Annotated in this window: 11 protein-coding genes; 5 read left to right on the top strand and 6 right to left on the bottom strand. The window is 56.6% G+C overall.

Annotation, left to right across the window (positions count from 1 at the left end; genetic code table 11):
• Positions 1–37 precede the first annotated feature (37 nt).
• The 4 genes from lldD to ACIP6T_RS00380 all read right to left on the bottom strand — a co-directional run bounded on the left by lldD (position 38) and on the right by ACIP6T_RS00380 (position 5,053).
• Complete coding sequence (gene lldD, locus ACIP6T_RS00395) at positions 38–1,228, bottom strand: FMN-dependent L-lactate dehydrogenase LldD (RefSeq protein WP_097094786.1); 1,191 nt, start codon at positions 1,226–1,228, stop codon at positions 38–40.
• Complete coding sequence (gene lldR / locus ACIP6T_RS00390) at positions 1,225–2,013, bottom strand: transcriptional regulator LldR (protein WP_400454745.1); 789 nt, start codon at positions 2,011–2,013, stop codon at positions 1,225–1,227. Before lldR ends, lldD begins: the two co-directional genes overlap by 4 nt.
• Complete coding sequence (gene lldP, locus ACIP6T_RS00385) at positions 2,010–3,656, bottom strand: L-lactate permease (RefSeq protein ID WP_097094788.1); 1,647 nt, start codon at positions 3,654–3,656, stop codon at positions 2,010–2,012. The genes lldR and lldP overlap by 4 nt, the downstream gene beginning before the upstream one ends.
• Before the next feature lie 236 nt (positions 3,657–3,892).
• Positions 3,893–5,053 carry a cyanate transporter gene (locus tag ACIP6T_RS00380; protein WP_097094789.1) on the bottom strand — a complete coding sequence of 387 codons (1,161 nt, stop codon included), beginning with the start codon at positions 5,051–5,053 and terminating at the stop codon, positions 3,893–3,895.
• Between the two features lie 87 nt (positions 5,054–5,140).
• Here ACIP6T_RS00380 and ACIP6T_RS00375 point away from each other — a divergent pair, with 87 nt between their 5' ends.
• Both ACIP6T_RS00375 and ACIP6T_RS00370 read left to right on the top strand, forming a co-directional pair.
• Complete coding sequence (locus ACIP6T_RS00375; protein WP_097094790.1) at positions 5,141–6,001, top strand: LysR family transcriptional regulator; 861 nt, start codon at positions 5,141–5,143, stop codon at positions 5,999–6,001.
• Positions 6,002–6,088: 87 nt separating this feature from the next.
• On the top strand, positions 6,089–7,450 hold the full coding sequence (locus tag ACIP6T_RS00370; protein ID WP_400454742.1) for an amidohydrolase family protein: 1,362 nt from the start codon (positions 6,089–6,091) through the stop codon (positions 7,448–7,450).
• A gap of 208 nt (positions 7,451–7,658) precedes the next feature.
• Here the strand turns inward: ACIP6T_RS00370 and ACIP6T_RS00365 are convergent, their stop codons facing one another.
• Positions 7,659–7,856, bottom strand: a complete 198-nt coding sequence (locus ACIP6T_RS00365; RefSeq protein WP_039333073.1) for a hypothetical protein — start codon at positions 7,854–7,856, stop codon at positions 7,659–7,661.
• A 400-nt stretch (positions 7,857–8,256) separates the two neighbouring features.
• On the opposite strand from ACIP6T_RS00365, the gene dbpA reads away from it, so the two are divergent.
• From dbpA to ACIP6T_RS00350, 3 genes are all read left to right on the top strand, one after another.
• A complete protein-coding gene (dbpA, locus tag ACIP6T_RS00360) occupies positions 8,257–9,636 on the top strand; it encodes an ATP-dependent RNA helicase DbpA (RefSeq protein ID WP_400454740.1) in 1,380 nt (459 codons plus the stop codon).
• Positions 9,637–9,764: 128 nt separating this feature from the next.
• On the top strand, positions 9,765–10,727 hold the full coding sequence (locus tag ACIP6T_RS00355; protein WP_345829924.1) for a chemotaxis protein: 963 nt from the start codon (positions 9,765–9,767) through the stop codon (positions 10,725–10,727).
• A gap of 320 nt (positions 10,728–11,047) precedes the next feature.
• Complete coding sequence (locus ACIP6T_RS00350; RefSeq protein WP_097094793.1) at positions 11,048–12,604, top strand: methyl-accepting chemotaxis protein; 1,557 nt, start codon at positions 11,048–11,050, stop codon at positions 12,602–12,604.
• Between the two features lie 79 nt (positions 12,605–12,683).
• On the opposite strand, the gene ACIP6T_RS00345 is transcribed toward ACIP6T_RS00350, so the two are convergent.
• Positions 12,684–13,967 carry an HAAAP family serine/threonine permease gene (locus tag ACIP6T_RS00345; RefSeq protein ID WP_097094794.1) on the bottom strand — a complete coding sequence of 428 codons (1,284 nt, stop codon included), beginning with the start codon at positions 13,965–13,967 and terminating at the stop codon, positions 12,684–12,686.
• Between the last annotated feature and the right edge of the window lie 135 nt (positions 13,968–14,102).

Genomic DNA, 14,102 nt, shown 5'->3' with positions numbered 1-14,102 from the left:
TAATGAGTATAGACAACCTCCCTGATTTTGCTGGCGCTTAGCTCACCGCGCGCGGCCGTGCCGGGCTCAATCCTGCCTCGCTCAGCAGCGCATTGGCCTGCACCAGCGACGCCTGCGTAATCTCGTGAATGGATTTCGCACCGGTCAGCGTCATCGCCACTTTCATCTCTTTCTCAATCAAATTGAGCAAATTCTCCACGCCGCGCTGACCATGCGTTGCCAATGCATACACAAAGGCGCGGCCCAACAGCACGCTATCGGCACCAAGCGCGATCATGCGCACCACATCCAATCCGCTACGAATACCGCTGTCGGCCAGAATGGTAATGTCACCTTTTACCGCATCGGCAATTGCCGGTAACGCGCGCGCTGAAGAGAGCACGCCGTCCAGCTGGCGCCCGCCATGATTTGACACCACAATGCCATCGGCGCCAAAGCGCACCGCATCGCGCGCATCGTCGGCATCGAGAATGCCTTTGATCACCATCGGTCCATCCCAGAATTCGCGGATCCACTCCAGATCTTTCCAGGAGATCGACGGATCGAAGTTGTTCGCCAGCCAGCCAATGTAATCTTCCAGCCCGGTCGGTTTGCCAAGATAGGTAGAGATATTGCCAAGATCGTGCGGACGGCCATGTAACCCCACATCCCACGCCCATTGCGGATGCGTTGCCGCCTGCCAGTAACGGCGCATGGCCGCATTCGGGCCGCTCATCCCCGAGTGCGCATCACGATAGCGCGCGCCCGGCGTCGGCATATCCACGGTGAATACCAGCGTGGTACAACCGGCGGCTTTGGCACGCTCCAGCGCATTGCGCATAAAGCCGCGATCGCGCAGCACGTAGAGCTGGAACCACATCGGACGGTTAATCGCCGGTGCCACCTCTTCGATCGGGCAAACCGAGACCGTAGAGAGCGTAAATGGAATGCCTTTCAGCGCCGCGGCACGTGCCGCCTGCACTTCGCCTCGTCGCGCATACATGCCGCACAGTCCCACCGGTGCCAGCGCCACCGGCATCGATAAAGTTTCATTGAACAGTTTGGTCTCAAGGCTCAGTTCCGACATATTTTTCAGCACGCGCTGGCGCAGCGCGACATCGGAGAGATCGGCGACGTTGCGCTTCAGCGTGTGCTCGGCATAGGCGCCACCGTCCAGATAGTGAAACAGGAACGGGGGTAAGATGCGTTGCGCCGCGGCGCGATAGTCACTGGCAGCTGAAATGATCATCCGTTTTTTTCCTTATGCTGAGGTAAATCATGGCCCGGCAGACGCGTAATCCGCGCCTGCCGCGCTTCATCTTCATGCAGAGTTTTCATGGTGGTGTGCACAAAACCGAGGTGATCCATCGCCGCCTGGCGCGCGGCTTCAGCGTCGCCGGCCATGACCGCATCAAACATCGCCTGATGCTGTTCGTGCAGGCGATTGAAAATCACCGGATGGGTATACATGCGTTGACGGCTGTGCAGCACCGAAGATTGCAGCAGATCGAAAAAACCGCGCATGGTTTGCAGCAGCACCACGTTATGTGAGGCTTCGGCGATGGCGAGATGGAAGCGCAGATCGGCCTGCGCGGCGAGATCGGGATCGTCGCTCTCATGCATCTTCAGCAGCGCGTCAAAGGCGTAGCGCAGCTTCTCTTTGTCAGATTCCGTGGCGCGTAACGCCGCATGCCACGCAGTACTGGCTTCAATAGCGTGGCGCGCTTCCAGAATGTCATAGCGATAATCGGGATCGGCGGCCAGCAGCTGACGAATCGGCTCAACGATACGCTGCTCCGGCCACGGCTCCTGCGGTTGACACAGCCAGGTGCCGCCGCCGCGTTTACTGATTAACACGCCGCTGCTGATCAGCTGCTGAATCGCCTCGCGCAGCGACGAGCGCGAAACACCCAATTCGGCTGACAGCGCACGTTCCGAGGGTAAACGCATCCCCGGCTCAAGCTGGCGTTCACTCATCCAGGTGCAGAGTCGCGCCCGTAGCGTATCCGCTGAGCGCGGCGTGTTTTCAGTCATGGAATCATCCAGGTGAGGACATAAGCCTGAAGCGTGGTAATCACGCCGACCATGCAGGTAAAGATCAGGCTATGTTTGACGGTGAAACGGAACAGATCCGACTCTTTGCCCACCAGCCCAACGGCGGCACAGGCAATGGCAATCGACTGCGGTGAAATCATCTTGCCGGTTACCCCGCCGGTGGTATTGGCCGCCACCAGCAACACATCCGACACGCCAATCTGCTGCGCCGTTGTTGCCTGTAGCGCAGCAAACAGCGCGTTCGATGAGGTATCTGAACCGGTAAGAAACACGCCGAGCCAGCCAAGGAACGGCGAGAAGAAAGTAAAGGCATTACCGGTATGCGCCAGCGCCAGCGCTAAGGTCGCCGACAGGCCGGAATAGTTGGAGATAAAGGCAAATGCCAGCACCATACCGATGGAGTAAATCGGCAGCGCCAGCTCCTTCAGCGTTTCGCCAAAGGTCTCGATTGCCGCCTTCGGCTTCATGCGCAGCCAGATGACAGACAATACCGCCGCCAGCAAAATCGCTGTCCCGGTGGCCGACAACACATCAAACTTGAACAGCGCCGGATATGGCGTCGCCGCGTTCACCACCGGCGGCATGCGCGCCACCAGTTCATTCAGCAGCGGCACCGGCACGGTGAACACCCAGTCATACATCGCGCCGCCTTTGGCGAACAGCGCTTTAAACGGCGGAATACTCCACAGCGTTACGGTGGCGGTGAGAAACAGGAATGGCATCCATGCACGCACAATCTGGCCCAGGCTGTAGCGCTGCTGCGTATTGTTCGCATCTACCGCGGCCTGCTCAAAGCGGAAAATGCGCACCGGCTGCCAGCGGCGCAGAAACAGCGTCAGGCAGACCAGCGATACCAGTGAGGAGATGATGTCGGGCAGTTCCGGGCCAAGAAAGTTAGAGCTTAAGAACTGGGCGATGGCAAAGGATCCGCCTGCGACGATCACCGCCGGCCAGGTCTCTTTCACGCCGCGCCAGCCATCCATAATCGCCATGATCCAGAACAGCACAATCATGGTGAGGAACGGCAGCTGACGCCCCGCCATCTGTCCAATCTGGAAGCTGTCGATTCCGGTCACTTGCCCGGCAACAATAATCGGAATGCCCATCGCGCCAAACGCCACCGGTGCGGTGTTCACAATCAGGCAAAGCCCTGCGGCATACAGCGGATTGAAACCCAAACCCACCAGCAGCGCGGCGGTGATCGCCACCGGCGCACCAAAGCCCGCCGCACCTTCCAGGAAGGCACCGAAACAGAAGCCGACGATCAGCATCTGCAAACGCTGATCGGGCGTTATCGTCAGGATCGAGGCGCGAATGATGTCGAACTGGCCGGTTTTTACCGAGATTTTGTAGACAAACACCGCCGCGACGATAATCCAGGCGATGGGCCACAAGCCGTATAAAAATCCGTAGACCACGGATGCCAGCGCCTGGCCTAACGGCATACCGTACAGAAACAGCGCCACCAGCAGCGCAATCACCACGGTGGCGGTACCCGCCTGATAGCCTTTTAGCTTGAGCTTAATCAGCGCGAAGAAAAAAAACACAATCGGGATCACCGCCACAAGGCTGGAGAGCCACAAATTATCGAGCGGATCGTAGTTTTGTTGCCATACCTGCATGCCGTTTACTCCAGAGGTGACCAGAAGGGGGCGGCGCATCGGCTAATGCAGGTGCGCGCCGCCGCTATTGCCCTGTTCTGCCCTGAATTGGTAGGACCACATTCAGGGCGCCGGGCTTTCTGGCTCCAGATAGTTAATGCATTGTTAACCTAAAGCAACGAAGCAGGTGTGATTTTTCGTGTTATGTGACGATATGGCAACATTTAACGATTTTGGTAGGACCAATTATCGTTAATTCAACCAAAGGCCCGACCATAACTGCGGGGATGGAAGCGCAGATTGAGCACAATTAGCCCAACTGTCACCAGGGTTTGCATCAGCCAGACGCTGCTGAAACTGTGGGTGAATGCCTGAAGCTGGCCCGCGATAAACGGCATGCAGCCGGCGATGATAAAACCCGCCCCCTGCATAAACGCCACCAGCCGTGCGCCAGCCTGTGGATGCGGCAGGTGATCGAGTGCCAATACCATCGCCAGCGGAAACGCCGCGCCCAGGCCAAAACCGGCGATCGCGGCCCACAGCCACGGTGCCAGCAGCGGTGCAAACAGAAAGCCGCTCATGCCGAGCAACTGACAAATCAGGCTAATAATCAGCTGTGGACGGCGATCGGCCTTGCGCGCCAGCAGCGGCATCAATAACGCTCCAGCCACCTGACACAGAATCATCACCCCCAGCAGCGAGCCACCGGCCTGCGCCGACCAGCCAAGATGATGGTAGGCATCCGGCAACCAGGCAACACAGGTTGCATAACCGCCGTTCACCAGCCCGAAGCTCAGCGCCAGCGTCCAGGCGCGCGGCTTGCGCCACAGCGCTGGCAGCACAATCTTCTCCCTGCTGGCTGCGGCAGGCACGCGCACGCACAGCCACAATGCTATTGCCAGCAGCACCGGTAGCGCCCAGCCCGTTAGCGCCAGCGACCAGCCGAACTGCGCGCTGAGCCATGGCGACAGCGCCGCTCCCAGCCCGCCGCCGCCCATCAGCGCGCCGGCCCATAAGCCGGTCACCGGTGCGCTACGCTGGGCAAAGCGTTGACGGATCAATCCTGGCATCGCCATCTGTACCACGCCCACGCCAAGTCCACCGAACAAGGCGCTGATCACTAGCCAACTGCCGTCATGGATCACGCCACGCGCCAGCAGCGCCAGCAATAACAGGATTAAGCCGCCCAATAATAATCGTTGCAGCGGCACGCGCTGCATCAGCGAGGCGCTGAGCAGCGCAACCGCCCCCATCATCACCATCGGCACGGCGGGCAGCAGTGAGGCGGCCAGCGGAGAGAGCCCCATCGCCTGGCGTAACTGGCCGAGCAGCGGGCTAATTGAAGTCAGTAACGGACGCATATTCAGCCCAGCCAGCACTAAAGCGGCGAGCGTCAGTCCGTTGGAATGTCGGTTCATACGCAATCCAATAGTGAAAAGGTTGCCAGCATCGCAGCAGTCAGTACTATTTGGAAATGAAATAACACCATAGCGACCAGTGGAAAAATGAATCGTCAACCGATGTTTACTCCGCAGCAGCTGCTCAGTTTTGTGGCGGTATGCGAAACCACCAGCTTTACCCGCGCCGCCGAGCGCGTGCATCTCTCGCAATCTACCGTCAGCCAGCAAGTACGCCGTCTGGAAGAGATGATAGGTAAAGCGCTGCTGGAGCGGACGTCGCATCAGGTGGCGTTAACCGAAGAGGGGGAAAAACTACTCGGTTATGCGCGGCGCATTATTGCCCTGAACGGCGAAGCGCACGATGTGCTGAGCGACAAATGGCGCGATGGCATTTTGCGCCTGGGGGTACCGGAAGATTTCGCCGCGCCCACGGCCAGTTTGCTGGCGGAATTCAGCCGCGAGCATCCGCAGCTACGGCTGGATGTCATGAGCGGCATGTATGTCGATCTGCACCGCGCGTGGCAGCGCGAAGAGCTGGATATCATGTTGATCAAGCAGCCGGGCGGCGAGCGGCCGCTGGCCTCGCGCCCGGAGCCGCTGCTGTGGCTGGATAGCGCCGCGCATCCCTGCTTTGAGCAAACGCCGGTACCGCTGGTGGTGTTCCCGCAGCTCGGGTTGTATCGCGAAGAGATGGCGCAGACGCTGGATCACCTTGGCCGCGGCTGGCGCATCAGCTACAGCAGCGCCAGCCTCGTCGCGCTTGCCAGCGCCAGCGCCGCCGGATTGGGTGTCACCCTGCTGCCCGCCAGCTGTCGCCTGCCTGAACATCGCGTATTAGGCGAAGCCGAAGGTTTACCTGACATCAGCCATTTTGAACTGGCACTGTTTTGCCGTTCGCCGCAGGACGATTTGCAACAGGCACTGGCCGCCGCGCTGGTCAGGTTTTGCCATTTGCAGTGGCAGTGATTTTCCCACTGCCAGTCAGTGGAAAATATCGCAGCGCCCCGCGCCGGGTTTTGCCAGATTAGGCGTTTTCATTTGATGGAGCCTCTGATGCAACTCACCTCTCCCAGCCGTCGCGAATTTCTTAGTCTGACCGCCGCCGGTAGCCTGCTGGCAGCCGGTATCAGCTACGCCGGACAAGCTTCACCGTTATTGCCTGAAAAAACGCAGCCTCATACTCCACCCCCGCGCGTCGCCCATTACCAGCTGCTCAATGTGCGCCTCGAAGAGGGTTTTGAGCGCGACGGTAACGACGTGATTGCCACGCGCACCGCGCTGTATGACATCACCGTCAAAGAGGGCAAATTCGCCGCGATTGAACCGGCAGGCAAGGCCCGTAATGCCGCATTGCCCCAGTGGGATGCCAACGGCGCTCTGCTGCTGCCGCGCACCCGCGATATGCATATCCATCTCGACAAAACCTTCTACGGCGGTCCGTGGCAAGCACCACGTCCGCGTCAGGGCAAAACCATCATGGATATGATTGCCCGGGAACAGGTGCTGATCCCGCAGCTGCTGCCCACCTCACAGGCACGCGCCGAAGCGATCATTGGCTTGTTGCACAGTAAAGGCACCACCGAAGCGCGCAGCCACTGCAATATCGATCCGGTTAGCGGCCTGAAAAGTCTTGAGCATCTCAAGCTGGCATTGGCTAACCATCCGCAATTCCCGTGTGAGATTGTCGCTTTTCCGCAGCATGGTTTGCTGCACTCGAAGGTTGATGGATTAATGCGTGAAGCGATGCAGATGGGCGTCGAGTTCGTCGGCGGACTCGATCCAACCAACGTGGATGGCGCGATGCAGGCGTCGCTGGATGCGATGTTCCAGATAGCGCTTGATTTCCAGCGCGGCGTAGATATCCACCTGCACGAAACCTCGCCCTCCGGCGTGGCGGCCATTCAGTACATGATCGATACCATCGCGAAAAATCCACAGCTGAAAGGCAAAGTCACGCTGAGCCATGGCTTTGCGCTCGCAACGCTTGAAGGCAAAGCGCTGGATCAGATGATTGCCGGCATGGCCGAGCAGCAGATGAGCGTGGCTTCTACCATCCCAATCGGTAAGCTGACCATGCCGCTGCCGCAGCTCCAGGCGGCGGGCATCACGGTGATGACCGGTACCGATAGCGTGATCGATCACTGGTCGCCGTTTGGTAGCGGCAGCATGCTGGAAAAAGCCAATGTGTATGCGCAGCTGTATCGCGGTTCTGATGAGTTTGGCTTAAGTCGTGCGCTGCACATAGCCACCGGCGGAATTTTGCCGTTGTCGAATCAGGGCGAGCGGCAGTGGCCCCAGCTGGACGATGAAGCCAGCATGATGTTGGTCGAGGCCAGCTGTTCCGCCGAAGCCGTGGCACGCATTTCCCCGGTGCGCGCCACCTTCCAGCGCGGATTGCCGGTGTTCAGCGCCTGATGTTCCCAGGTGCGCATAAATGCGCACCCTACAGTGTTGTAGGGTCGCCATTAATGGCGACCGTCCCAATCATTGTGCGAATCATAGTGACGCCATTGATGGCGACCGTCCCGCATTCGAGTCCTGCCAGCAACAAAAAAGCCTCCGCAAGGAGGCTTTACGTACGACATAAAAAGGGTGGCATGCGCACACCCGATGAGTGCTGGATTTACGAAAGCATCTGAATCGCCAGCGCATACAATCGCTGGTTTTCATCGTCGCTGACAGGCTCTTCTTCCGCGTAACAGGCAATCATAGAGCTCACTTTATCCGAAGATAACGTTTCCCCATGCAGATGCAGCGTTAACACGGCGCGGCCGACGATTTTCAGAATGTCTTCGTTTTGTCCCTGGACATAATGACTCAATGAAATGACCTCTGAAGTATCTTGGGTTTTAATCGTTCGCCAAATGGCGCGCTAAATATAAAGCAAATCGACCATAATCTTTAATCAGAATTTTCCCAGCCCTTAGGCACACATAAGCATAACGCCTGCAAAAGGGTGGCGAATAAGCGCTGAATAAGCGGCAAATTCTTGCTAATCACCCCAACTGGCTAAAGATGTCTGATTCTAACCCTTCATGGCGCAACAAAATCAACCGCAAAAACATTAGAACTATGCGATAGTTTTCGCTCATAAACTCAACAATGCGGTGGCGAGGCTAACTGGTTTCCGGGGTAAACCACCTGCGCTTTTGCCATTGCCGATCACCGCCCTTTCTGCCAGACTGACCGCCGCAATCCTACCCGCAATTAGAGACATTTCCGTGACTGCTTTTTCTACCCTGACGCAACTGCCTGCCAGCCAACTCGATAACCTGCGCGAGATGGGTTTCGACGCCATGACGCCGATTCAGGCCGCTTCCCTGCCCGCCATTCTGGAAGGGCGCGACGTGCGTGCGCAGGCGAAAACCGGCAGCGGCAAAACCGCCGCATTTGGTGTCGGCTTATTGAACCGCATCGACAACAGCCAGTTTCATACGCAGGCGCTGATCCTCTGCCCCACGCGCGAACTGGCCGACCAGGTCAGCAACGTTCTGCGCCAGCTGGCACGTTTTACCCGCAATATTAAGATCCTGACGCTGTGCGGCGGCCAGCCGATGAGCGCGCAGCGCGACTCGCTGGTCCATGCGCCGCATATCGTGGTGGGCACGCCGGGCCGTCTACTCGATCACCTCAAGCGCGACAATCTCGATCTCAGCCAGCTGCAAACGCTGGTGCTGGACGAAGCGGATCGCATGCTGGAGATGGGCTTCCGCGACGATATGGAAGCGATTATTGGTTTCACCCCCGAAACACGGCAAACGCTGCTGTTCTCCGCTACCTGGCCAGATACCATTGCCAGCCTCAGCCAGCGTTTCCAGCGCGATGCGCTGGCGGTGGCCACTGAAGATAAGTCTGAACTGCCGGCCATTGAGCAGCAGTTTATTGAAGCCAGCGCCAAAGAGCGTCACAGCCTGCTCGGTGCCCTGCTCAGCCAACAGCAGCCGGCATCGTGCGTGGTGTTCTGTAATACCAAACGTGAATGCGATGACATCGCCGCTGCGCTAAATGAACGCAACATCAGTGCTCTGGCGCTGCATGGCGATCTCGAGCAGCGCGATCGTGAACGCGTGCTGATTCGCTTCGCTAACGGCAGCATCCGGGTGTTGATCGCCACCGACGTGGCCGCGCGCGGTCTGGATATTAAATCGCTGGCCTTAGTGGTGAACTTCCAGCTGGCGTGGGATCCGGAGGTACACATTCACCGTATCGGTCGTACCGGGCGCGCGGGTGAAAAGGGATTGGCGGTGAGCTTTGTGGCTCCCGACGAAATGGTGCGCGCGAATGCGCTGGAGGAGTATCTGCAGCAGAAACTCAACTGGGTTTCCTCCAGCACGCTGAAAGGCAGCAGCGCGACGCCGTTGCCCGCCACGAAAATGACGCTGTGCATTGATGGCGGCCGCAAAGCGAAAATCCGTCCGGGTGATATCCTCGGCGCGTTGACCGGTGAAGCCGGATTCAGCGGCGATCAGATTGGCAAGATCGACATGACCGCAACGCATGCCTATGTTGCTATTGATGCCGCACAGGCGAAAAAAGCGCTGATCAAGCTGAAAGAGGGCAAGATCAAAGGCAAAAGCGTGCGTGCCATCCTGCTGAAGTAATCTCCTCAAGCGTGAGGGCGTCGCTCTCACGCTAAAATTTCATCCCCTTTCCCTTCATTTTTTCGCCCTTCTGCCGATAAGTTAATCATGGCGATTTTGCCCTGCCCAGATTCAGCCCCGAGGCCATGATGGATAATTTTCAGAAAGAGATCGATGAACGCGCCAATCTTGCGCTTTCCAATAAATTCGAACTGCTGTTGTTCCGCCTGGGTTCCGATCAGCTGAAAGGCAAATCTGAGCTATATGGCATCAACGTCTTTAAGCTGCGTGAAATTGTGCCCATGCCAACCATTACGCGCGCGGCAGGTATGCAATCACCGCTGCTGGGCATGGCGAGCATTCGTGGTCAGTTTATACCGGTAATCGATCTGCCTGCGGTAACCGGCTGTAAACCAGAGACCGGACTGAATCTGCTGCTGGTGACCGAATATGCCCGTAGCACCCAGGCGTTTGCCGTTGAATCCGTGGAGAATATTGTCCGTCTCGACTGGAGCCAGGTGCATACCGCGGAAGCGGGCATTGGTAGCCGTAACATCACCAGTATCGCCTGCCTGGATACCGATGGTCAGAGCAATAATCTGGCGATGGTACTGGACGTTGAGCAGATTCTCTATGACGTGATCCCTTCCGTGCGTGGCGTTGAGCCAAGCGCAGAGACGGCCAAAGATTTCAATTTGAAGCCGGGTCAGGTTGCTATTGTGGCGGAAGATTCCAAAGTGGCGCGCCAGCTGCTGGAGCAGGGTCTGAAAAGCATGGGCATACCGGCCATCATGCATAACACCGGGCTTGAAGCCTGGATCAAAATTACCGAGATGCAAAAAGAAGCCGCGGCTAACGGGGAGTCGATCCACGATAAGATCGCGTTAGTGCTGACCGATCTCGAAATGCCAGAGATGGACGGTTTTACCTTAACGCGTAATATCAAGCGCGATAACGTTTTGCGCCATATCCCGGTAGTGATCCATTCGTCGCTCTCCGGCAGCGCCAACGAAGATCACGTGCGCAAAGTGGGCGCCGATGGATACGTAGCAAAATTCGAAATTAATGAGCTCTCCAGTGTGATCCACAGCGTGCTGAAAACGCCGCGTTAAGTCCTTTCGCCCTTTTGCCGGTGCGCGTAAATGCGCACCCGACGAAATCCGCATCCGCCATTTATGGCAACCTCATACGCACATATCTAATGCCAGCCAAAAATCCTCGTTTACACCATTCACCAAACTGTGACCTACCTCTAAAAAATTAAAGTTAACACATTAACAACCGATAACAGAAAGCGCTTGCGCCGATGCTGCCATACCAGTTTTGTCACGCTGCGTAATTATTTTCACCTTTAAAAACATCAACCTGCTGCGGGCGCCTTGCCTGCGTTTCCATCTTGAAACATCAATTTTTGGCATTACGGGGAGATCCAATGTTGAGCTTAAAGAATATGAAGGTCGGCGTCCGTCTGGGCATCGCCTTTGGTTTAGTGGTGGCACTACTCGTCATCGTCGGTGTGACATCAATTAGCAAAATCAACACTATCAAAACCGGCATCACATCAATCGTGGAAGATCGCTATGTGAAAGTGCGCCTCGGTTTTGATGTACGTGATGGCGTCAACGATCAGATTAAATACCTGCGCGGCATCGTGATTGATACCACGCGCCCCGAAAATAATGTCAAACGCTATCAGCAACTCGCCGATGCCACCGAACATACCAATAGCGCGATGAATAAAATCAAAGCGGTTCAGGTAACTGAAGTGGGTAAAAAGAAAATTGCCGGGTTGCTGGCCGCCAGTGACAAGTTCGAAGTAGAGAAAAAGGCGTTGCTGGAGCTGGTGCGCGCGGGCAATGCGGATGCGGCCAGCACCTATGTGCTGAAATCCATCACCGAAACGCAAAACGCGTTTCTGGATAGCGCGATAGCCTTTGCCAATTCTCAATCGGCACAGCTGGAACAGGAAGGCACAAAAATTATTGATAACGGTTCATCGGCGATTGAAATGACGCTGATCTTTTCCGCTATCGCCATTGCTGCCGCTATCGTACTGGGCTTTATGCTGACGCGTTCAATTGTGCGTCCGCTCAACGAAGCGGTAGAAATTGCCGGGAAAGTGGCGGCGGGCGATCTGAGCTCACACATTGAAGTCACCGGCAAAGATGAAACCGCCGTGCTGATGCAGGCGCTGCAGGCGATGAACGACAATCTTTTGACCATCGTCTCGGACGTGCGTGCGGGTTCCGATACCATCGCGGTGGCGTCAAATCAGATCTCCAGCGGCAATATCGATCTCTCCTCACGTACCGAGCAGCAGGCGAGCTCGCTGGAAGAGACGGCTTCCGCCATGGAGCAGATGACCGCCACGGTGAAACACAATGCCGAGAATGCGCGCGAAGCCAATCAACTGGTCGCCAATACCTCGAGCGTAGCCAAAGAAGGCGGCGTGGTGATGGAACAGGTGATTGAGAAGATGGAAGCCATTACCCTGTCATCGAAGAAGATCGTCGATATTATCAGCGTGATTGACTCCATTGCCTTCCAGACCAACATCTTGTCCCTCAATGCTGCCGTCGAAGCGGCGCGCGCGGGTGAACAAGGTCGCGGTTTTGCCGTGGTCGCCACCGAAGTGCGTAATCTGGCAGCACGTTCTGCTTCTGCGGCTAAAGAGATCAAGGTATTGATTGAGGATTCTGTCGCGAAAGTGGATGAAGGCAGCCGTCTGGTGACGCATGCGGGTTCCACCATTGGTGAAGTGGTCAACAGCGTAAAAAGCGTGGCGGATATTATGAGCGAAATCACCATTGCCAGCAGCGAACAGAGCAGCGGGATCAGCGAGATAAACTCTGCGATTACGCAGATGGAAGCGGTAACGCAGCAGAACGCCGCATTGGTGCAGGAAGCCTCAGCGGCATCACAGGCGTTGCAGGAGCAGGCCGATCGTTTGGCGCAGTCAATGAGCGTGTTTAAAACGGCTGCGGTGTAAGGTTTGCCAGGTCGCCATAAATGGCGACCCTACCAAATTGTTAGGTGCGCATTAATGCGCACCTTGTTGATGACGAAGATTAATTCACCAATGAATACGCGATAGAAGAAATCGCCAGCACGCCAATCATCACCACAAATACGTTACTGATCTTACCGCTGTACTGACGCATTGCCGGCACCTTCTGGATGGCGTACATCGGCATCAGGAACAGAATCATCGCAATAATCGGCCCGCCCAGGGTTTCAATCATCCCCAAGATGCTGGGATTCAGCGTCGCCACCAGCCAGGTGGTCAGCAGCATAAAGCCGGTCGTCAGACGATTCAGGCGCTGCGGCGTGACACTTTTACCGCGGCTGCGCAGCGATTTCACCACCATGCCGTTAAAACCTTCACGGGCGCCCAGGTAGTGGCCGAGGAACGATTTGGTAATGGCGACCATCGCCACGATCGGGCCCATCCACGCAATCATCGGCACATTAAAGTGGTTCGCCAGGTAGGAGAGAATGGTGATGTTTTGATCTTTCGCCGCCTGTAAATCAGCAGGTGACAGGCTCAGCACACAGCTGAACACAAAGAACATCACCGTAAACACCATCAAAAGATGGGCATTCGCCAGGATGCGTGAACATTTCTTCTCAGCGCCATCGCCGTACTCATTACGCTTGGCGACGGCAAAAGAGGAGATGATCGGCGAGTGATTGAAGGAAAACACCATCACCGGAATCGCCAGCCATAACGTCATCCAGATACCGCTGCCGCTCTGGCTCAGGGACAACGTTTCCAGCGCCGCGCCATGCCAGTGCGGTACCAGATAAGCCGCCAGCAGCATTAGCACGGCCACAAACGGAAACACCAACACGCTCATGGCTTTCACAATCATCTGCTCGCCAAAGCGCACCACCGTCATCATGCCGATGATCAAAATCAGCGACAGAAGCACACGCGGCGGCGAAACCAGGCCCAGCTGATGCACGATAAAACTATCGACGGTATTGGTGATCGCCACGCTGTACATCAGCAGGATCGGATAGATAGCAAAGAAGTAGAGCAAGGTGATGATCTTGCCGGCACCGACGCCAAAGTGCTCTTCCACCACTTCGGTGATGTCTTCGCCGGGATTTTTACCGGAAAGCACAAAGCGCGTCAGCGCGCGGTGCGCATAATAGGTCATCGGAAAGGCAAGAATCGCCATAATAATCAGCGGAATCAGCCCGCCTGCACCGGCGTTAATCGGTAAAAAAAGTACGCCCGCTCCAATCGCCGTACCGTACAGACCCAGCATCCACACGGTATCACTCTTGCGCCAGCCCTTAGCTACCGTTTCAACGGTGCCAAGCGTACCGGTTTGTGAGTTGTCCATCTGTCTCTCCACAAGTTAAAGCTTAATCAACGCAGCCAAACGGTGGCTGCCAATTATGGCGCGGGCTTTGCAGCTCTGCCGTTGCGCAAAGGATGACGCTTAAAGGCCACAATTTCACGCGCCCTGATGTTTTGC

Source organism: Pantoea sp. NPDC088449, from assembly GCF_044753225.1.
Taxonomy (GTDB): Bacteria; Pseudomonadota; Gammaproteobacteria; order Enterobacterales; family Enterobacteriaceae; genus Pantoea; species Pantoea floridensis.
The sequence above is the reverse complement of the archived record's forward strand: the minus strand, read 5'-3'. Positions and strand labels throughout refer to the sequence as shown.